Source organism: Sphingomonas chungangi (assembly GCF_013778325.1).
Classification (GTDB): Bacteria; Pseudomonadota; Alphaproteobacteria; order Sphingomonadales; family Sphingomonadaceae; genus Solisphingomonas; species Solisphingomonas chungangi.
In genome coordinates this window covers 171,633-192,307 of sequence record NZ_JACEIB010000003.1, presented here as the reverse complement: position 1 = coordinate 192,307, position 20,675 = coordinate 171,633, and the positions used below count along the sequence as shown (strand labels likewise).

Genomic DNA, 20,675 nt, shown 5'->3' with positions numbered 1-20,675 from the left:
TGGAGTGGACGATGCGATCTGGAATGAACGTGCTGATCGTCGGCGGCGGGATAGCCGGCATGGCATGCGCGATCGAGCTTGCGAAGCTGGACGTCGCGGTCACGCTGATCGATCTCGATCCGAACTGGCGCGTCTATGGCGCCGGCATCACCATCACCGGGCCGACGTTCCGCGCGTTCCGCGAGATCGGCATCATGGAAGAGGTGATCGCGCAGGGCTTCGCCTGCCGGGGCGCGAGGACCCGGCTGGCCGACGGCACCCTGCTCGGCGAGGTGGTGGAGATCGGGCTGGAGCCGGGCATTCCCTATGGCGGAGGAATATTGCGGCCTTTGCTTCATCGCATCCTCGCCGATCGGGTGCGGGCTGCGGGCGTGACCGTCCGGCTCGGCGTCACGATCGAGGACGTGCGGCCCGGCGAACATGACGTCGAGGTGGCGTTGGGCGACGGCGCGACGGCGCGCTTCGATCTCGTGGTGGGCGCCGACGGCATCAATTCGCGCACCAGAGCGCTGCTGTTTCCAGATATGGCGCCGCCGCGCTTCACCGGCCAGGGGGCGTGGCGCGTGCTCGCGCCTCGGCCGCCAGAGCTCGACATGATCGAGATGTATCTGGGCTACGGAATAAAGGCCGGCGTGACGCCGGTGTCGGAGCGCGAACTCTACATGTTCGTGCTGACCCCCGAAACGGACGGCGAGATCATCGCGCAGGACGAGCAGCCGGCCCGGTTATGCCGCGCGCTCGCAGGATTCGGTGGGGCGATCGGCACCATCCGGGACGGCCTCGGCGCCGACAGCCCGATCGTCTATCGGCCTTTGCAGGCGCTGCTCGTGCCCAAGCCCTGGCATCGGGGGCGCGTACTGCTGGTCGGTGATGCCGCGCATTCGACGACGCCCCATCTCGCGTCGGGCGCCGGCTGCGCGGCCGAGGACGGCGTCGTGCTGGCGCAGGAATTGAAGGCACGCTCCAGCGTGGAGGACGCGCTCGATGCGTTCGCGGCCCGGCGCTTCGAACGGTGCCGGGACGTCGTCGAAACGTCCGTGAAGCTGGGCGAGATGGAGCAAGCCGGGGCGCCCGGCGAAGAACAGGGCCGCGTCTACACCGAGGCCAACATGCGCCTTGCGGCGGCGATCTGAACCATGGCCAAGGTCATCATATCCTGCGCCGTCACGGGATCGGCGCACACACCCACCATGTCGGACGCGCTGCCCGTGACGCCGGAGGAGATTGCCGGGCAGTCGATCGCGGCGGCGGAAGCAGGCGCCGCCATCCTCCACCTCCACGCCCGTGTGCCGGAGGACGGGCGGCCAACGGGAGATCCGGACGTCTACGCCCGCTTCCTGCCCGTGATCCGCCAGCGCACCGATGCGGTGATCAACATCACCACCGGCGGGGCGGCGACGATGACCGTCGCGGACAGGCTCGCGGCGGCCGTCCGGTTCCGGCCGGAAATGTGCTCGCTCAATATGGGCAGCCTGAACTTCGCGTTCTTCCCCGCCGCCAAGCGCATCGCGACATGGAAGCACGATTGGGAGCGGGATTATGTCGTCAATTCAGACGATTATATCTTCCGCAACACCTTCCGGGACATCGCCACGATCCTCGAAACGCTCGCGGATGCCGGCACGCGTTTCGAGCATGAATGCTACGATGTCGGCCACCTCTACAATCTCGCGCACTTCGTGGATCGCGGGCTCGTGAAGCCGCCCTTCTTTGTCCAGATGATCTTCGGCATCCTGGGTGGGATCGGGCCCGACCTGCAGAACCTGGTCTTCATGAAGGAAACGGCGGATCGCCTGTTCGGGCGGGACAGCTTCCAATGGTCGGTGCTGGCGGCGGGCCGCCATCAGATGCCGTTCCTGACGCAGGCCGCCTTGCTCGGCGGCCATGTCCGCGTCGGGCTGGAAGACAGCCTGTTCATTGAGCGCGGCAAGCTCGCCGCGTCGAACGCCCAGCAGGTCGGGAAGATCGTCCGCATCCTCACCGAGATGGGCCACGAGCCGGCGACGCCCGCGGAGGCGCGGGAGATATTGCGCCTAAAAGGCGGCGATAGGGTGGAGTTCTGATCATGGACCGAAAGATCGTCGACCTCTCCATCTATTTGGAAAACGACGTGATCTCCGATCCTCCGCCCTTCCGGCCGAGGATCGACTATATCGATCACAAGATGTCGGTGCCCGAACTGGCCAGCTTCTTCCCCGGCCTTCGTAGGGAAGACCTGCCCGATGAAGAGGCATGGGCGATCGAGCGGATCGAGCTCATCACCCACAACGGCACGCATCTCGATGCGCCGTACCATTTCGCCTCGACCATGAACAAAGGCGAGCGCGCGATTACCATCGACGAAGTGCCGCTCGATTGGTGCTTCCGTCCCGGTATCAAGCTCGATTTCCGGCATTTCGACGATGGTTATGTCGCGACCGCGGCGGACGTCGAGGCCGAGCTGGCGCGCATCGATCATGTGCTCGCGCCGCTGGAGATCGTGGTGGTCAACACCTCGGCGGGACAGCGCTACGGCAATGACGACTATGTCACCGCAGGCTGCGGCATGGGCTACGAGGCGACGATGTACCTGCTCGAGCGCGGCGTCCGGCTGACCGGCACAGACGGGTGGAGCTGGGATGCGCCGTTCGTCCACACCCGGGAGAAATATCTCGAAACCGGAAACGCGGGCCTGATTTGGGAGGGGCACAAGGCGGGCCGCGATATCGGCTACTGCCATCTCGAGAAGCTCCACAATCTCGAGGCCCTGCCGGCGACCGGCTTCACGATCGCCTGCTTCCCCATGAAGATCCGCGCGGCATCGGCGGGGTGGACGCGTGCCGTCGCGATCTTCGACTAGCGAGCGTCTGACGTCATAAAGCGGGTGGATGCCGCCCATCCGGACAAGCGATTTCCGCGGCGAGTGCAAGCTGCCTACCGTGCCGCGAGGAGAGTGATACATGGCCATCATCGGCATCGAGACCGTTCGCTATTGTGTCGAAGACGTCGCGCTCTGCACGCGCTACTTCGACGATTTCGGCCTCCCGCTCGACGAGCGCGGGCCGGATCGCGCGACTTTCCTCCTCCCGGACAATTCGAAGGTGATTTTGCAATCGCTTGCGGACGTGCCGGTCGAGGGGTCGCGGCTGGCGGGGCCGGGCGTCCACGAGGTGATCTGGGGCGTCGACACGCGATCGTCCTTCGATCGCCTGGTGGCGGGCCTGTCGGCGGATCGGGATGTTCGTATCGATGACGCGGGAACCGCGCACTTCGTCTGCGACGACGGATTGGCGATGGGCCTGAAGGTCTGGGATGACCATCGCGAGGTCAGGACGGCGACCGATCCGGTCAATTCGCCCGGCAACATCCGGCGGATGAACACGCACCGCAAATGGATCGCACGGGCACGGCCCAAATATATCCAGCACGTCGTGTTCATGTCGCCCGACGTCGAGGCGTCGTTCGTCTTCATGCGCGATCGGCTCGGCTTCCGCATGTCGGATCATCAGCGCCTGCTCGGGATCTTCGCGCGCGCGGACGGCACGACCGACCACCACAATATCTATTTCCTCAACGCGAACGCCCCCTTCCCCGGCGCGGACGGACGCCTGCGCTTCCACCACGTCAATTATGCGGTGACCGACCTCGACGAGATCATGGTCGGCAAGAATTACATGGAGCGGAAGGGCTGGGACCGATCGATCTGGGGCGTCGGCCGCCACCGGATCGCCTCGTCGCTGTTCCTCTACCTCCCTGCTCCGACCGGCGGCGAGGCGGAATATGGCGCCGATTCCGATGCGATCGACGACAATTGGATCCCGCGCTCATGGGAGCCGCTGTTCGGCATCGCCCACTGGATGCACGAGATGCCCGCTTTCTGGAGCCAGGGAGCGGATTGGGACGTGGGATTCGTCGCGTCGCTGGCGCCGTCGCGCGGCAGCGTCGCCCCCGATGATCCCACGCTCAGCCTGCCGGTCGCGCAAGGTCGCCATCCCGACGACGCCGAGACCGGACAGGCGAGCACATTGCCCCGCGAATTGAGGAATGCAGCCCGATGATCCTGTTGACGGCGGCGGGCAGCCGCACCCAGCGCCACGTTCTCTCCCACCTTCGCGATGCGGGACAGCCCGTCCGGGCTTTCGGACGCTCGCTTGATCGCGGCTGGTTCGAGGCGCGGGGCGTCACCGATCTCGTCGAAGGGGACATGCTCGATCGCGATGCGCTCCGGCGAACGATGGCCGGGATCGACACGGTGGTGCACCTCGGCCCCGGGTTGAATGGAAACGAGGCGATCATGGGCCGCTTCGCGATCGATGCCGCGCGTGAGGCCGGCGTCCGGAGGTTCGTCTACATCTCCGTGATCTTCCCTCAGATCGACTATCTGATGAACCACCGGGCGAAGCGGCAGGTGGAGGATCATCTGATCAGCTCGCGCCTGACGTTCACGATCGTCCAGCCGCAGCATTATTTCCAGAACATCGATGTGAAAAGATGCCTGGAGACAGGCGTGGTGGCACTTCCCTACGCGATGGATCGCCGTCTCGGGTTCGTCGACATGGCGGACCTTGGGGAGGCTGTCGGCAAGGTCGTGACCGAGCCCGGACACGACTTCGCTTATTATCCGATCTCGAGCGACGAGAATCTGAGCGGCGAGGATATCGCGGCCGCCTTGTCCCGGATTGGCGGCAAGCCGGTCGGCGCGCACCGCATTCCGCTCGATGAGATCGTGGCGATGCTGGCGCCGCATTTCGGAAGCGCCGACGGCAATATCGACGCCAGCGCGGACATCATCACGCGGCTGTTCACATACTACGACCGCTACGGAATTCCCGGCAACGGCCGCGTTCTGGAATGGCTTCTCGGCCGGCCCGCCACGACCTTCGAGCAATATGCCGCGCGCAGCCTCGAAGGGGGCGCCGAATGACCTCGGGTGATGCCCTGCTGCACCGGTGTTCGAACGCGATGCCTCCCGACGCGGCCGGCAAGCCACGCAAGCGGCTCGGCCACCGGACCATCGACGTGCACTGCCATATCTTCGTCCCCGAGGTGCAGGGGATCGTGGCGGGGAGCGCGGGGCAGAGATCGGATGCCGCCGCACTGCTGCGCACGTTCGGCGAACGATCGCTGGCGGTGAACGCCGCGCAACTGGAGACGATCGGACCCAAGCTGACCACGGTCGAAGCCCGGCTCGCCGACATGGACGCGATGGGCGTCGACATGCAGGTGATCAGCGTATCGCCGACGCAATATTTCTATACCGTCGACGAGCCCGACATGGCCGAGGCCGTGGTCTCGTCCGTCAACGACCGTATCGCGGAGACGGTCGCCGGCCATCCCAACCGGCTGTCCGGCTTCGGAACGGTCTCACTGCAATATCCCGATCGCGCCGCGGCGCAGCTCGACCATGCCGTGCGCCGGCTTGGGCTGTGTGGCGTAGAGATATCTACCCATGTGGACGGCGTGGACATCTCCGATCGCCGGTTCGACCCCTTCTGGTCGAGGGCCGACGAACTGGGTGCCGTCGTTTTCCTCCATCCTTGGGGCACGACCGTCGGCGATCGGCTCAACCGGCATTATCTCGGCAACACCGTCGGCCAGCCCATGGAAACCGCGATCGCACTCTCGAACCTGATCTTCGACGGAACGCTCGATCGTCATCCGGGAGTGAAGATCGTCGCGGCGCATGGCGGCGGCTATCTGCCGCTCTACATCAATCGATCGGACCATGCCTTCGCGCACCGGCCGGAGGCCTGCGGATGCGCGCTGCCACCCAGCGCCTATCTCCGCCGGATCTGGTTCGATTCACTCGTTTACGAGTCCGATCATCTGCGTCGGCTGATCGATGTGGCCGGGGCGTCGCAGGTCGTTCTGGGAACCGACTATCCCTTCGACATGGGGCATTATGAGCCCGCCAGCCTGCTGTCCGCCTTCGACGACGAAACGGTCGCCGCGATCTCCGGCGGGAATGCCGCCGCCCTTCTCGGCCTCCACGCGGAGGCGCACCGGTGACCTTCTCCCTTGGAAGCTTCTCGATCGCAGGGTGCCGGCCATTCGGCGGCATGATGATGAAGGACCGCGTCGTCGCGCTGTCTGGCATGGGCGAGGAGCTGTTCGCAGATGACGTGCTCGGCCTGCTCGATCACTGGGACAACCACCTGCCGACGCTGCGGCGCGCGGCACGACGCTGGGCGGAAGGAGACCCATCGCTGGTCGCTCGCTCGGTCCATGTGGACAGCCTGGATATCCAATGTCCGTATCGCCCGAGACAGATATTCGCGGTCGGCGCGAACTACCGGAAGCACGTGATCGAGCTGATCATGGCGGACCCCGACATGCGATCGGATGAATCCGAGATAGCCGCCAGCGACGCTGAACGAAGGGCAGCCGCCGAACGCCTGATGGATGAGCGGGCGAACAATGCGACGCCCTACTGCTTCAGCAAACTGCCGTCTTCCCTTGGCGGTCCCATGGACCCCCTCGTCATCCCTCCGGATGCGAAGAAGATCGATTGGGAGTGCGAACTGGCGGTCATCATCGGCAAGCCGGCGCGCCATGTCAGTGCGGCGCAAGCCTCCCAATACATTGCCGGCTATGCCATCGCCAACGACGTCACGGCGCGCGATCTCGTCTTCCGCCGGGATGTCAAAGCGCTCGGGACCGACTGGGTATCGTCTAAATCCCAGCCGGGGTTCACGCCTTTCGGTCCCTATCTGGTGCCAGCCGAATTCGTCGATCCGCGGGACGTCATTATCCGACTTTCGGTGAACGACCGCGTCATGCAGAACGAGCATAGCGGCGATATGCTGATCCCGATCGAGCGGCAGATCGAATATCTCTCCTCACGGGTCCAGCTCATGCCGGGCGACGTCATCTGCACCGGATCGCCCGCCGGCAACGGCTCGCATCACGGCGTCTTCCTCAAGCCCGGCGATCATATGGTCGCGTCAATCAGCGGTCTGGGCGAGCAGCGCGTGGACTGCATATAGCGCGGCAGGTTCGGTAGATGTCTAGGCGAGCGCCGCCGAACCATGGCTGGCAAACCTTGGCCGATCGGCGGCGGGTCCCTCCGAAAAATTGAGCCCAGTGGCGACCCGCAGGAGATAGTCGCGAAACCAGCGATGGGCGGGATCGGCGTCGTTCCGCTTGTGCCAGATCAGCGTCTCGCGCAGGCGGGGAAGCGGAAACGGCGCTTCCATGGTCGTCAAACCGAAGGTTGGCCCAATCCGCCGTGCCAATTGCCGGGGAATGATCGTCGCCATGCCGGTACCGGAGATCAGCCCGGCTGCTTCGGTAAAGCCCGGCATCACAAGTTTCGGCCGCAATGCCAGCCGTTGCTGACGTATCGCCGTTTCCACGACGCTGAATACGGCATAGGAGAAGCGGACCTCGACATAGGGCCGCGCCAACAGGCCGTCGAGCGTGAGCGGTTCCTCCGCCGCAGCGCTTGCCGCGTCCACCACGACGACGAAATCGTCCTCGAACAAGGGGGCGCCGCTCAGCGTTTCCGCGATCAACGTTTCCTCGAGAAGCTCGCGCTGCTCGACCGTGATGCAGAATTCCGCGACGCCGTGGTCGATCCGGGTCAGGCTGTCGGGCGCGAGATGCTCGATCATGCACCGGACCCCGGGGGCATCGGTCAACAGGCTCCGCGTCAGCGCAGGCATGAAGACCGACGCCGAATAATCGGACATGAGGAGGCGGAACTCGCGTTCGCCGGTGGATGGATCGAAGGTCGGCTCGGTCCTGAGCGTCGAACGGATGCGGAATATCACGTCGCGCACTTCGCCCGACAATTCCTGCGCCCGCGGCGTGAGTTCGAGACCCGCCCCCACCTTCGTCAGAAGCTGGTCGTCGAAATAGGCGCGCAGGCGCGACAGCGCGGCGCTCATCGCGGGCTGCGACACGCAAAGCTTTTCCGCGGCGCGGGTGACGTGCTTCTCGGTGAGCAGCGCGTCGAGCGCCACCAGCAGGTTGAGATCGAACTTGTCGAGGTGCATTCGATACAGTCTCTTCGGCCGAACGTGGCTGCCCTCAGGCTATCCGGCAGCGGCGGCTCAGGCAATCGGAATGGCCCATCCGATCCGTTTATAACGGGGATCAATCCAACCGATTAGCGGGGATGTGTCCGGCAATGCTACCGCAGGCCAAACCGCATCCAGAAAGGGTGTGGTGAAGGAGGAGTGGCATGCCCTTTCTGCGCAATGCTTGGTATGTGACCGCCTGGTCCGAAGCCCTGATCAAGGATCCGATCCGGATCACGATTCTGGGGGAGCCGGTCGCCATCTTCCGAAACGACGAAGGCGAGGCCGTTGCACTCGGAGATGTATGCCCGCATCGATTCGCGTCGCTGAGCCAGGGCAAGATTCATGGCGACACCCTGGAGTGTCCGTATCACGGGCTGCGTTTCGATCGCTCCGGCGCGTGCGTCCACAATCCGCATGGCGATGGCGTGGTCCCGCCCGGTGCGAGGGTCCGGTCGTTCCCGCTGATCGAACGCCATCATGCCATCTGGATCTGGCCGGGCGATCCGGCGCTTGCGGAACCGGCGTCGATACCGGATTTTTCGGTGTACGATCGATCGGATATCGTCAGTTCGCGCGACTATCTGCACGTCGATGCCCATTACGAGCTGATCAACGACAATTTGCTCGATCTGAGCCACGCCGCATTCCTGCACCCGTTTCTCACGACGGAGGGATTTGCGGGCCGATCCCGCGCGAAGGTCGAACAGGATGGCCGGGCCGTCCATTCCTATCTGTGGAACGACGATGAGCCGCTGACTCCCTTGTTCCGGCTCGTATGGGACGGCGACGGCGACCGCGTCGACATGCGCTCGCACATGCACTGGACGGCTCCGTCCAACCTGTTTCTCGACGTCGGCATCACGGAGGTCGGAGGAGAGCCCGAGGACGGTCCCTGGCTCCCGAGCGCCCACCTTCTCACTCCCGAAACCGAGACGTCGACCCATTATTTCTGGATGGTGGGCCGCAACCGACAACCGGAGAATGATGAACTCGGCGGCATTCTCCACAACGGGATCAAGCAGGCCTTCGAGACGGAGGACGAGCCGATGATCGCGCGTGTCGCTGCCAACATGGCCGGCCGCGACTTCTGGTCGCTCCGGCCGGCGATCCTGGCGGGCGATGCCGCGGCCGTCCGGGCGCGCCGGATGCTCGCCAAGCTGATCCGAGAGGAGGATCAGCCGGTCGCCCAAGCGGCGGAGTGACCCCGGGAGCGATGGCGCCGATGGTACGGAAAGGCCTTACCCGGGCGATGCATTTGTCGCATCACCCGAGTAGGTATCGCATCTGTTGGCGGCCGCTTTTCGCGGCACCATGATGCGTCTTCAAAAGCACCGCCCGGCGTTGGGCGTGTGTCGACGACAAGGACGAGCGAATAGTGCCTCTGACAATGAGTGAACGGATGGACCTGATCGGCGCGATCGATGCGCTGGACACGCGGTTGCGCTGGCTGTCGGCATGGACCATCCACAATGCGAACCATCTGCGGGAAAGCCGCGATGGCCTGAAGGTCGGCGGCCATCAGGCGAGTTGCGCGTCGATCAGCACGATCATGGCAGCGCTCTATTTCCATGCGCTCGGGCCCAACGACAAGGTCGCGGTGAAGCCGCATGCCGGGCCGGTCCTGCATGCCATCCATTATCTGCTGGGTCAGCAGAACCGCGAGCAGCTCGAACGCTTTCGCGGCGTAGGCGGCGCGCAGAGCTATCCCAGCCGCACCAAGGACCACATTCCCGTCGACTTCTCGACGGGCTCGGTGGGTCTCGGCGTCGCGGTCACCGCCTTCGCCAGCTTGGTACAGGACTATCTGGTCGCGCACGGCGCGCTGGCGGAGGCGGAAACCGGCCGCATGATCGCGCTTATGGGCGACGCCGAACTCGACGAGGGCAATATCTACGAGTGCCTGATCGAAGCCTACAAGCACGACATCCGGAACTGCTGGTGGATCGTCGACTATAACCGCCAGTCGCTCGATGCGACGACGGCGGATCGCATGTTCCGCCGCTTCGACGACATCTTCGAGACCTGCGGCTGGCGCGTCGTCACGCTGAAGCACGGCAAGCTGCAAAAGGCGGTGTTCGCCAAGACGGGCGGCAAGGCGATCGAGGAGTGGATCGAGACCTGCCCCAATGCCGAGTTCGCGGCGTTGACCTATCAGGGCGGCGCGGCCTGGCGCACACGGTTGATGACCGATATCGGCGCGAAGCGCGGCGTGAAGGCGATCCTCGATGCGCATGACGACGATGCGCTCGGCCGCCTGATGACCAATCTCGGCGGTCATTGCGTGGAGTCCCTGATCGAGGCTTTCGACCAGGCACAGGACGAGCGGCCGACCCTTTTCATCGCCTACACGATCAAGGGCTACGGGCTGCCCTTCGCCGGGCACAAGGACAATCATTCGGGGCTGATGAACCCCGGCCAGATCGCTTCGCTGCGAGAAAGTCTCGGCATCGTGGAAGGCGACGAATGGGAGCCGTGGGCGGGCCTCGGCGATAATGCAGCGGCGAGCCTCAAGGCTTTTGCAGAGGCGTCGGCCTTCGCGACGCGACGCACCAACCTCGATGCGGCCCCCGTCCCCGTGCCGGCGATCCCGGCGCCCGAGGGCGACGAACAGTCCACGCAGGCGGCATTCGGGCGCATCCTGCTCGATCTGGCGAAGAGCGGCCATCCGCTGGCCGACCGGATCCTCACAACCTCGCCCGACGTCACGGTCTCGACGAACCTCGGCGCCTGGGTGAACCAGCGCGGGCTGTTCCGCCGGTCCGAGCTCAAGGATGTCTTCGCCGGGGCCAAAATCCCTTCGGCGCAGAAATGGGCGGGGCACGGGGCTGGCCAGCATGTCGAGCTCGGCATCGCGGAGCATAATCTGTTCCTCATGCTCGCCGCCGCCGGCCTTGCCTCGCCGCTCTTCGGTACGCGGCTGATGCCGATCGGGACGGTCTACGATCCGTTCATCGCGCGCGGCCTCGATGTCCTGAACTACGCCTGCTACCAGGATGCCCGTTTCCTGCTGGTGGCGACTCCGTCCGGCGTGACGCTGGGGCCGGAAGGCGGCGCCCACCAGTCGATCAACACCCCGCTGATCGGCATGGGCCAGCCGAACCTCACCGCCTTCGAGCCGGCATTCGCCGACGAACTGGCCGCGTGCATGGAATGGGCGTTCGATCATATGCAGCGTGGTGCGGATGGCGGATCGGTCTACCTTCGCCTCACTACGCGCGCGATCGCGCAGGTCGCCCGGGAAGGCGATGGCTGGAAGGCGGATGCGCTCAAGGGTGGTTACTGGCTGCGCCGGCCCGCCCCCGGAGCGGAAGCGGCCATCGTCTACAGCGGCGCCATAGCGCCGGAAGCGATCGAGGCTTGGGAAATGCTGGTCGAAGACCTGCCGGGCCTTGGACTGCTCGCGGTGACGTCCGCAGATCTGCTGCATCGCGACTGGTCGGAAAGCCGCGCGGCGCGCTGGCGGGGCGGCCGCCGGGACAAGAGCCATGTCGAGACCCTGCTCGACGCGCTTCCGGCACATGCTGGGTTGGTGACGGTGCTGGATGGTTCACCGGCGGCACTGTCCTGGCTGGGCGGCGTGAACGGCATGCGGGTCTCCCCGCTCGGGGTCGATCGCTTCGGGCAGACCGGAGACCTGCCGGACCAATACCACCTTCACCGTCTCGATGCCGAGGCCATCGCCGATGCGGCGGCCGACCTCTATGCACGGAATTGACCCATGCCGATCGAACTCAAGATGCCCGCGCTTTCCCCGACGATGGAGGAAGGGACGCTGGCGAAGTGGCTGGTGAAGGAGGGCGACGAGGTCAAGTCGGGCGACATCCTGGCGGAGATCGAGACGGACAAGGCGACGATGGAGTTCGAGGCGGTGGACGAGGGCACGATCGCCCGGATCCTCGTGGCGGAGGGTACGGACGGCGTGAAGGTCGGCGCGCCGATCGCGATCATCGCCGGCGAGGGCGAGGATGCCGCCTCCGCCAAGGCCGCCCCGGCCGCGAAGAAGGAAGAGGCGCCCAAGGAAACCGCCAAGGCCCCCGAGCCCGCTCCCATCACGAAGGCCGAGCCGGTGCCCGCGCCGAAGCCCGAGCCCGAGGTGAAGGCGGCGGCGGCCTCGTCGGGCGATCGCGTCAAGGCGAGCCCGCTCGCGCGACGCATCGCCGAGCAGACCGGCGTCGATCTCTCGTCCGTCGAGGGCTCCGGCCCGAACGGCCGCGTGGTGAAGGCCGATCTCGACGGCGCCAAGGCCGGTGGCGCGGCTTCCACCGCGAAGACCGAGGCGCCCGCCGCCGCGCCGTCGGCGCCGGCCGCAACACCCGCTCCGGCGCAGATCCCCGACATCCCGCACGAGGCGGTGAAGCTCTCGAACATGCGCAAGACGATCGCGCGCCGGCTCACCGAATCGAAGCAGACCGTCCCGCACATCTATCTCACCGTCGATATCCAGCTGGATGCGCTGCTCAAGCTGCGCGGCGAGCTCAACAAGGGTCTTGAGAGCCGCAGCGTGAAGCTGTCGGTCAACGACATGCTGATCAAGGCGCTGGCGGTCGCGCTGATCGAGGTGCCGAGCTGCAACGTGATGCTGGCGGGCGACCAGCTCGTCACCTTCGGCCGCGCCGACATCTCCGTGGCCGTCTCGATCCCGTCGGGCCTGATCACGCCGATCATCACCGGCGCCGACACCAAGAGCCTGTCCGCCATCGCCAACGAGATGAAGGACCTCGCGAGCCGCGCCAAGGACGGCAAGCTGAAGCCCGAAGAGTATCAGGGTGGCACCGCCTCGCTCTCCAACATGGGCATGTTCGGCATCAAGCAGTTCGAGGCGGTGATCAATCCGCCGCAGGGCATGATCATGGCGATCGGCGCGGGCGAGAAGCGGCCCTACGTGGTCAACGACGAGCTGACCGTCGCCACCGTCATGTCTGCGACCGGCAGCTTCGATCATCGCGCCATCGACGGCGCGGATGGCGCCAAGCTGATGGCGGCGTTCAAGCGTCTCGTCGAGAGCCCGCTGGGCATGCTCGCCTAATGAAGCCATCCTAGATGAACGGAAGAATTCCATGAAGACCCGCGCCGCCGTAGCGTTCGAAGCGAAGAAGCCGCTGGAAATCGTCGAGCTCGATCTCGAAGGCCCGAAGGCGGGCGAGGTGCTGGTCGAGATCATGGCGACGGGCATCTGCCACACCGATGCCTATACGCTCGACGGCCTCGACAGCGAGGGCCTGTTCCCGAGCGTGCTGGGCCACGAAGGCGCCGGCATCGTGCGCGAGGTGGGCGCGGGCGTCACCTCGGTGAAGCCCGGCGATCACGTCATCCCGCTCTACACGCCCGAATGCCGGCAGTGCAAAAGCTGCCTGAGCGGCAAGACCAACCTGTGCACCGCGATCCGCGCGACCCAGGGCAAGGGGTTGATGCCCGACGGCACCACGCGCTTCAGCTACAGGGGGCAGCCGATCTTCCATTACATGGGCTGTTCGACCTTTGCGAACTTCACCGTGCTGCCCGAGATCGCGGTCGCGAAGATCCGCGAGGACGCGCCGTTCAAGACCGCCTGCTATATCGGCTGCGGCGTGACGACCGGCGTCGGCGCGGTGGTGAACACCGCCAAGGTGCAGGTCGGCGACAATGTCGTGGTGTTCGGATTGGGCGGCATCGGCCTCAACGTGCTGCAGGGCGCGCGGCTGGCCGGCGCGAACAGGATCATCGGCGTGGACATCAACCCGGATCGCGAGGAATGGGGCCGCCGCTTCGGCATGACCGACTTCCTCAACTCGAAAGGCATGAGCCGCGAGGACGTGGTGGCGAGGATCGTCCAGCTGACCGACGGCGGCGCCGACTACACGTTCGATGCCACCGGCAACACCGAGGTGATGCGCACCGCGCTGGAGGCCTGCCATCGCGGCTGGGGCACCTCGATCATCATCGGGGTGGCCGAGGCCGGCAAGGAGATCGCGACGCGGCCGTTCCAGCTGGTCACCGGCCGCAACTGGCGCGGCACCGCGTTCGGCGGCGCCAAGGGCCGCACCGACGTGCCGAAGATCGTCGACATGTACATGACCGGCAAGATCGAGATCGACCCGATGATCACCCACGTCATGGGGCTGGAGGAGATCAACAAGGGCTTCGACCTGATGCACGCGGGGACAAGCATCCGCAGCGTCGTCGTCTACTGACGATACAGGCCTGACGGCACCTTTGCGGCATGATCCGGCCCCACGCCAGCCTCGGCTATCGTCCGCAGGACCGGTAACGGCGAGACCGGCTGGCCGGCAAGCTGTTCCGCTTCGCTCCACCACCGCCCGATCGCGACCGACGCGGCAATCCGGCGCCGGCAATCACCCCGGTCCGCGCGGTGGAGGCTGCTCAAGGACGAGGATTGCGGCCGCGTCGCCATGTGCCGATCGACTTGCCGCGGCGCTTCCAGCTGCACTCAGATACAAGCACATTGTTCTGCCGCGTGCGCCAGCCCAGCCTATGTTCCGGTCTAGGGATACCCGACGAGCGGTGATCGGACAGCGGTCGCCGGCCGTTTCTCGGAGGGCGTCAGTGACGAACATCGAAAGCGCATCCCCGCGTTCCGCACAGCTTCGAGCGGAAGAGCCGCGCTCGAACACCGCGAACAGGCAATCAGCCGAGGGATCGAAGCACCGGTCGCTCCAGGATCTGATCGACGACGTTCCCAGCATCGTCGAACATCTGTTCAACGACGCGGTGGCACCCCACGCCCGGCCCAATCCCGAGCGGACACCGGTCCCGCTGGAATTCTCCAACTGGCGCGACGAGCAGCGCTCCTGGCGTGAGACAGCGGTTCTCTTCGATCAGTCGCATCACATGCCGGAGCTGTTCATCCAGGGGCCCGATGCAAGAGCCCTGCTGTCACGGGTGGCGATCAATTCGCTCGACAACCTCGCGCCCGGCCGGGCCAAGCAGCTCGTCGGCTGCAACGCCCGGGGGCAGCTCATCGGCGATTGCGTGCTCCATGACCTCGGCAACGAGCGATTCGAGCTGATCAGCGGAATGCCCTTGCTCAACTGGGTTCACTTCCTCGCCGAAAGCGAAAGGCTGGACGTCGCCATCGAACGCGACAACAACACCGCCGACAATCCCACCGGCGGGCGGCTCCAGTTCCGGTTCGGGATGGACGGCCCCCATGCCGGCGATATCTTCGCCGAGGTCGTGAAGGGCGAAGCGCCCGACATTCCGTTCTTCTGCACGCGTCGGGTCGAGATAGCGGGTTGCCAGGTGCTGGCGCTGCGCCATGGCATGGCGGGTCACAAGGGAGTGGAGTTGTCGGGCCCTTACGAACAAAGGGACGTGGTGCGATCCGCCATCCTCCATGCCGGCGAGAAATACGGCATCCGCCGCGGCGGCTCGCGCACCTATTTCAGCGCTTCGATCGAGAGTGGCTGGATCGGCTATCCGCTGCCCGCATTGTATACGGGCGACGACCTGGCCGATTTCCGCCGCTGGCTGCCGGCCGATGGCTGGGAAGCCAATTTCCAGATGGGGGGAAGCTACTTCTCCCGGGATATCGAGGACTATTATCTGACCGCCTACGACATGGGCTATGGCGGCATCATCAAATATGATCACGATTTCATCGGCCGGGAGGCGCTGAGCGCGATCCGGGAGGAGCAGCCGCGCGCCAAGGTCACCCTCGTATGGGACGACGAGGACGTGTCGCGCATCCTGGATTCGCTCATGGGGACCGAGCTTCCCTACAAGTATCTCGACCGGCCGGTCGCCGACTATGTGCTGGCGCAGGTCGACGAGGTCCGCTCCGAAACGGGCGATCGGATCGGCTACTCGACCCATTGCTGCTACTCGATCAACGAGCGTCAGCAGCTGTCGTTGGCGATCGTCGACCGCGCATTCGCCGAGCCCGGCACGCGCGTGACCCTGATCTGGGGCGAAGCCGACGGCGGGAGCCGCAAGTCGCGGGTCGAGCGGCATCGCCAGATCGAGGTGCGCGCGACCGTCGCTCCGGTGCCCTACGCGAAAGCCGCGAGCGCCATGAAGAAGGCAGCGATCGGCAAAGATCGAGGCTGACCGCGGGAACGCGGGACGGGATCACCATAAGCCAGGCTTCACGGCGTCCGGTCGTGCGCTCGCAATCAAAGGACCGGGAATGGATTGGGGCAATCTGTCGCGGGATTTTTCCCTCGAGATAACACGCAAGGATCTTGGCGATCTCGTCGACAACGCCACGCTCCTACCCGCGGGTTCGGCGATCTCCATCACCTATCTCCCTGGCGACAGGATCGAGGATCTGGCGCAGGTCGCGGCCAGCGTCCGTCGCCTTGGGCTCGAGCCAGTTCCCCACATCTCGGCACGCCGCATCCGCTCGGACGAAGAGTTGGCACGCTTCCTCCGTACGCTGAGCGGTGAGGCGGGCATTCGGCGCGCTTTCCTCATCGCCGGCGATCTGGCCGAGCCGCTCGGTCCCTATGCGGACGCGCTCAGTCTTGTCGAGAGCGGCCTGCTGGAAGCGCATGGGATCACCCGGATCGGGGTCGCCGGCTATCCGGAGGGGCATCCGGCCATTCCGGAAGACGTGCTGCGAGCGGCGCTCGCCGACAAGATAGCCGCCGCGGCTTCCCGCGGGCTCGACCTCGAGATCGTCACCCAGTTCCTGTTCGATGCCGACCGGATCGCCGACTGGGTCTGCACGTTGCGGGCCCAAGGGATCCGTCATCGCGTACGGGTCGGTGTCGCAGGGCCTGCGAGCGTCCAGGCCCTTCTGCGCTATGCAGCGCGTTGCGGCGTCGGAGCCTCGGCCAAGGTGATGGCCAAATATGGCGTTTCGCTCACACGGCTGCTCGCGCAGGCGACACCCGACCGCCTCCTCACGCGGCTCGGCGAGCGTCTGGCCGACGCGGGCGAGCAGAACGTGAAGCTGCACCTCTACCCATTCGGCGGCCTGTCGAAGACCGTTCGATGGATGCATGCTTATGCGGCCGCAGCGCCGGCCATCGCCTGAACCATCGGAGAAGCAAGTGAACGGCTTCATTCTCACGCTGTCGTGCCTCGATCGGCCTGGGATCGTGGCGGAGGTCACCGGGCGGATCGCGCGCTTCGGCGGCAATATCCTCGAAGCGGCCCAGTTCGATGATGTCGACACCGGCAATTTCTTCATGCGCATCCGCTTCGAGATGAGAGAGCGGGCCGAGGCGTTTCGCGAGGACTTCGCCGTCCACGCCGCCGGGCAGGCACTGCGCTGGATGCTTCGGCCAGCAGAGGAGCTTCGCCGTGTCCTCATACTGGTCTCTAAATTCGATCATTGCCTGGGCGACATGCTCTATCGTCGTCGCATCGGCGATCTGCCCATGGATGTCGTCGGGGTGGTGTGCAACCACCCGCGCGAGGCGCTCAACGTCACGACGCTGGATGGCATCCCCTTTCATCATCTGCCGGTCAGCAAGGACAACAAGGTCGCGCAGGAAGCCCAGATCAAGCAGATCGTCGAGGACAGCCGCGCCGAGCTCGTCGTGCTCGCACGCTATATGCAGATCCTGTCGGATGATCTGGCCGGGTTTCTGTCAGGCCGCTGCATCAACATCCACCACAGCTTCCTGCCGGGCTTCAAGGGTGCGAAACCCTACCACCAGGCGCACGCGCGCGGCGTCAAGATGATCGGCGCGACGGCGCATTACGTGACGGCCGACCTCGACGAAGGTCCCATCATCCATCAGGATGTCGAGGCGATCAGCCATGCCGACACGCCTGAGGATCTCGTTCGCAAGGGACGCAATATCGAGTCCCGGGTGCTCATGCGTGCAGTATCGCTCCACCTGGAGGATCGCGCCTTCGTGAATGGCGCGAAGACCGTGATCTTCGCGAAATAGGCCAGTGACGGCGATCATCGACGGCAAGGCGTCGGCCGAGCGCCTGCTGGCGGGTATCGCGGCGGACGCACTGGCGTTTCGCCAAGAGCACGGCATGCCGCCGACGCTGGCGGTGATTCTCATCGGCGACGATCCGGCGAGCCAGGTCTATGTCGGCCGCAAGATCGCGGCCTGCCGCCGGGTCGGCATCGGTTCGATCGAACATCGGCTGGACGGGGATTTCGGCGAGGAGGCGTTGCTCGCCTTGATCGACCGGTTGAACGCGGATGCGAAGGTGCACGGAATCCTCGTGCAGTTGCCTCTCCCCCAAGGCATCCGGGCAAATCCCGTGCTTGATCGCATCACTCCGGAAAAGGATGTCGACGGCTTCCACCCCGTCAATGTCGGCCGGCTGTCGATCGGATCCGACGGGCTGATGCCCTGCACGCCGCTCGGTTGCATGATCCTGCTGGACAGCGTGATCCAGGATTTCCGGGGACTGAGCGCGGTCGTGGTCGGCAAGTCCAATATCGTGGGGAAGCCGGTGGCGCTGCTGATGCTCGAACGCGAGTGCACCGTGACCGTCACCCACATCCACACCCGCGGCCTGCCCGACATCGTCCGATCTGCGGACATCGTCGTCGTCGCGGCGGGCTCACCGGGGCTCGTGCGCGGGGACTGGATCAAGCCCGGCGCGGTCGTGATCGATGTCGGGATCAACCGGATTTCGGACGGTGCGGATGGGAGCCGCATCGTCGGCGACTGCGTGTTCGAGGAGATGAGTCATGCCCGCGCTGTCTCGCCTGTCCCCGGCGGGGTAGGCCCGATGACGATCGCCTGCCTCTTGTCCAACACAGTCCGCGCGGCGCGCCGGCAAGTCCGTTGAGGGCCGCCCGCGATTGCACCGGCTACTTGCGTAACAGCGCCATGCCCCAGCTGTTCAGCGTGCGCTCCGCATGTGGCCATACGCCGACCTTGCGGTCCGGTGTAAGGGTCTCCAGCTCGGCCGATATCTCGAGCCAATGGCCGTCGGGATCATGGATGAAGAGAAACAGGTTGTTGCCCGGCCCATGACGCCCCGGCCCCCATTGCAGCGGGATATGGAGGGCGGCGAAATGGTCGGCCCAATCCCGGATGAGCCCCCAGTCACCCGCTTCGAAGCAGTGATGATCGAGCCGGCACTCGCTGGCTCGAAAGACGGCGAGGCTGTGATGCTCGTGCGAGCAATGCACGAAGAAGGTGGTCAACTCGCCGTCGTCATTCTCGACGCAGTCGGACAGGCCGAAACCGACGACATCGCGGTAGAAGGCGAGCATGGCAGCGATGTCGCGCGAGGCGAAGACGACGTGCTGCAGCCGGGCAGTCAGAGCCGTCGTATCGGCTACAACGGTGTGCACCGATGGCACGCCGAAGATCAGCCGGTTGCCATCGGGATCGGCGAAACCGACCGCGTGGCCGCCGAAGCCAGGATGATCGATCTCATCGTGGACGACCGCTGCCCCGTCGAGCCGCGCCCGCAGCCGATCCATCTCGTCGGCGTCGGCGACCGCGAAGGCCGCGTGCGAGAAGCCTTTCTGGCCCGTGTCCGACACGCCGAGATATAGCCTGCGATCTCGGGCGACGCCGATGGCGCCGTGGCCATGCGGCTGGAAGCGGTAGCCCAGCGCCGCCTCGTAGAAGGCGCGGCTGCGGTCCATGTCGCTCACCAACAAACCGAGCTCGAACAAGCGCGCCTGCAGCCCATGTCCGCCCGGATCGCCACCCGCTTCGTACAACTGGGTCATGCCGCATCCTCGAAATCGTAGAATCCCATCCGCCCAAACCTTGAAAAAGGGGGCGCCCGGCCGCAACCCCTGCGGCTGTCATGGGACTGAACGAAGTCATTGTACGTCCGCCGATGCGGTTTCGAGCCCGTTGCCGACCGGCTAGGAGCAGCGCGGCGGCATTCGTCCGGATGCCAGAGATCTTGGAGCAGACGGGAGCGCGACATGCGATTTGCCAGTGTTCGAACCGCAGCGGGGGCCAGCTGGGGCGTCGTTGCCAATGGCGCCGTCCATCCGATCGATGCCGCGACGGCGGAGGCCTTTCCAACGCTCAAGCACGCCATCGCCGCCGCCGCGCTGAAAGCTGTGCACGATCGCCACGAGAGCTGGGACGCGATCCCGGTCGATGAGGTCGAATGGGCGCCGCTCATTCCAGAGCCAGGCAAGATCCTTTGCGTCGGGCTCAACTATGAGAAGCATCGCGAGGAGACTGCCCGCCCGGTCGTCGCGCATCCGACGATCTTCACACGCTTCGCGGACAGCCAGACCGGTCATCGGCAGCCGATCGTGCGGCCGATCGTGTCCGAGAAGCTCGATTATGAGGGCGAGCTGGCGCTCGTCATCGGCAAGCGTGGGCGGGCGATCGCGGCGCGCGACGCGCTCGATCACATCGCCGGGTTCAGCTGCTACAACGACGGATCGGTCCGGGACTGGCAGCACCACACGATGCAGTTCACGCCCGGCAAGAACTTCCCCGGCACAGGCGCTTTCGGGCCTTGGCTCGTCACGCCGGACGAGTTCGGGGACATACCGTCCAAGCGCATTCGTACGCGACTGAACGGCGAGGTGATGCAGGATGCCCACTTCTCCGAGCTGATCTTCGGGCTCGATCGCCTCATCGAATATGTCTCGGCCTTCACGCCGCTGGAGCCGGGCGACGTCATCGTGACCGGGACGCCCGGTGGAGTGGGCGCGAAGCGTAAGCCGCCGGTGTTCATGAAGCCCGGAGACCATGTCGAGGTCGAGATCGAGGGGATCGGGGTGCTCCGGAACGGGATTGCGGACGAGCTGGCGCCCTGACAGCCAAG

At 65.4% G+C, this 20,675-nt stretch carries 18 protein-coding genes; 16 read left to right on the top strand and 2 right to left on the bottom strand.

Annotated features, from left to right (window positions below; translation table 11 throughout):
* The first annotated feature begins 11 nt into the window (after positions 1–11).
* The 7 genes from HZF05_RS05265 to HZF05_RS05235 all read left to right on the top strand — a co-directional run bounded on the left by HZF05_RS05265 (position 12) and on the right by HZF05_RS05235 (position 6,965).
* On the top strand, positions 12–1,133 hold the full coding sequence (locus HZF05_RS05265) for an FAD-dependent oxidoreductase (RefSeq protein ID WP_160363327.1): 1,122 nt from the start codon (positions 12–14) through the stop codon (positions 1,131–1,133).
* 3 nt (positions 1,134–1,136) lie between these two features.
* The gene (gene kce, locus HZF05_RS05260) at positions 1,137–2,063 is read left to right on the top strand and encodes a 3,5-dioxohexanoate:acetyl-CoA acetone transferase (RefSeq protein WP_160363326.1); all 927 of its coding nucleotides are present in this window, start codon (positions 1,137–1,139) and stop codon (positions 2,061–2,063) included.
* Positions 2,064–2,065: 2 nt separating this feature from the next.
* The gene (locus HZF05_RS05255; RefSeq protein ID WP_160363325.1) at positions 2,066–2,839 is read left to right on the top strand and encodes a cyclase family protein; all 774 of its coding nucleotides are present in this window, start codon (positions 2,066–2,068) and stop codon (positions 2,837–2,839) included.
* A gap of 100 nt (positions 2,840–2,939) precedes the next feature.
* Entirely contained in the window at positions 2,940–4,037 is a 1,098-nt protein-coding gene (locus tag HZF05_RS05250; protein WP_160363324.1) for a VOC family protein, read from the top strand.
* Entirely contained in the window at positions 4,034–4,903 is an 870-nt protein-coding gene (locus HZF05_RS05245; protein ID WP_160363323.1) for an SDR family oxidoreductase, read from the top strand. The genes HZF05_RS05250 and HZF05_RS05245 overlap by 4 nt, the downstream gene beginning before the upstream one ends.
* On the top strand, positions 4,900–5,988 hold the full coding sequence (locus HZF05_RS05240; RefSeq protein WP_160363322.1) for an amidohydrolase family protein: 1,089 nt from the start codon (positions 4,900–4,902) through the stop codon (positions 5,986–5,988). The genes HZF05_RS05245 and HZF05_RS05240 overlap by 4 nt, the downstream gene beginning before the upstream one ends.
* Positions 5,989–6,041: 53 nt before the next feature.
* The gene (locus HZF05_RS05235; RefSeq protein ID WP_246331601.1) at positions 6,042–6,965 is read left to right on the top strand and encodes a fumarylacetoacetate hydrolase family protein; all 924 of its coding nucleotides are present in this window, start codon (positions 6,042–6,044) and stop codon (positions 6,963–6,965) included.
* Positions 6,966–6,986: 21 nt separating this feature from the next.
* Here HZF05_RS05235 and HZF05_RS05230 read toward each other — a convergent pair whose 3' ends face one another.
* The gene (locus HZF05_RS05230; RefSeq protein ID WP_160363321.1) at positions 6,987–7,976 is read right to left on the bottom strand and encodes a LysR family transcriptional regulator; all 990 of its coding nucleotides are present in this window, start codon (positions 7,974–7,976) and stop codon (positions 6,987–6,989) included.
* 188 nt (positions 7,977–8,164) lie between these two features.
* On the opposite strand from HZF05_RS05230, the gene HZF05_RS05225 reads away from it, so the two are divergent.
* From HZF05_RS05225 to HZF05_RS05190, 8 genes are all read left to right on the top strand, one after another.
* Complete coding sequence (locus HZF05_RS05225; RefSeq protein WP_160363320.1) at positions 8,165–9,205, top strand: aromatic ring-hydroxylating oxygenase subunit alpha; 1,041 nt, start codon at positions 8,165–8,167, stop codon at positions 9,203–9,205.
* A gap of 197 nt (positions 9,206–9,402) precedes the next feature.
* Positions 9,403–11,718: a transketolase gene (locus HZF05_RS05220; RefSeq protein WP_246331599.1), complete on the top strand. Its 2,316-nt coding sequence runs from the start codon at positions 9,403–9,405 to the stop codon at positions 11,716–11,718.
* A gap of 3 nt (positions 11,719–11,721) precedes the next feature.
* Positions 11,722–13,029: a pyruvate dehydrogenase complex dihydrolipoamide acetyltransferase gene (locus HZF05_RS05215; RefSeq protein WP_160363318.1), complete on the top strand. Its 1,308-nt coding sequence runs from the start codon at positions 11,722–11,724 to the stop codon at positions 13,027–13,029.
* Positions 13,030–13,060: 31 nt separating this feature from the next.
* Positions 13,061–14,173 (top strand): S-(hydroxymethyl)glutathione dehydrogenase/class III alcohol dehydrogenase, encoded by a 1,113-nt coding sequence (locus HZF05_RS05210; RefSeq protein WP_160363317.1) that lies wholly within the window; start codon positions 13,061–13,063, stop codon positions 14,171–14,173.
* Positions 14,174–14,546: 373 nt separating this feature from the next.
* The gene (locus HZF05_RS05205) at positions 14,547–16,049 is read left to right on the top strand and encodes an aminomethyl transferase family protein (protein WP_220129715.1); all 1,503 of its coding nucleotides are present in this window, start codon (positions 14,547–14,549) and stop codon (positions 16,047–16,049) included.
* Positions 16,050–16,128: 79 nt separating this feature from the next.
* Positions 16,129–16,980: a methylenetetrahydrofolate reductase gene (locus tag HZF05_RS05200; protein WP_160363315.1), complete on the top strand. Its 852-nt coding sequence runs from the start codon at positions 16,129–16,131 to the stop codon at positions 16,978–16,980.
* A 16-nt stretch (positions 16,981–16,996) separates the two neighbouring features.
* The gene (purU, locus tag HZF05_RS05195; RefSeq protein WP_425505613.1) at positions 16,997–17,845 is read left to right on the top strand and encodes a formyltetrahydrofolate deformylase; all 849 of its coding nucleotides are present in this window, start codon (positions 16,997–16,999) and stop codon (positions 17,843–17,845) included.
* A gap of 4 nt (positions 17,846–17,849) precedes the next feature.
* The gene (locus tag HZF05_RS05190; RefSeq protein WP_160363314.1) at positions 17,850–18,710 is read left to right on the top strand and encodes a tetrahydrofolate dehydrogenase/cyclohydrolase catalytic domain-containing protein; all 861 of its coding nucleotides are present in this window, start codon (positions 17,850–17,852) and stop codon (positions 18,708–18,710) included.
* A 22-nt stretch (positions 18,711–18,732) separates the two neighbouring features.
* Here the strand turns inward: HZF05_RS05190 and HZF05_RS05185 are convergent, their stop codons facing one another.
* Complete coding sequence (locus HZF05_RS05185; RefSeq protein ID WP_160363313.1) at positions 18,733–19,608, bottom strand: VOC family protein; 876 nt, start codon at positions 19,606–19,608, stop codon at positions 18,733–18,735.
* Between the two features lie 204 nt (positions 19,609–19,812).
* Here HZF05_RS05185 and HZF05_RS05180 point away from each other — a divergent pair, with 204 nt between their 5' ends.
* The gene (locus HZF05_RS05180) at positions 19,813–20,667 is read left to right on the top strand and encodes a fumarylacetoacetate hydrolase family protein (protein ID WP_160363312.1); all 855 of its coding nucleotides are present in this window, start codon (positions 19,813–19,815) and stop codon (positions 20,665–20,667) included.
* The last annotated feature ends 8 nt before the right edge of the window (positions 20,668–20,675 follow it).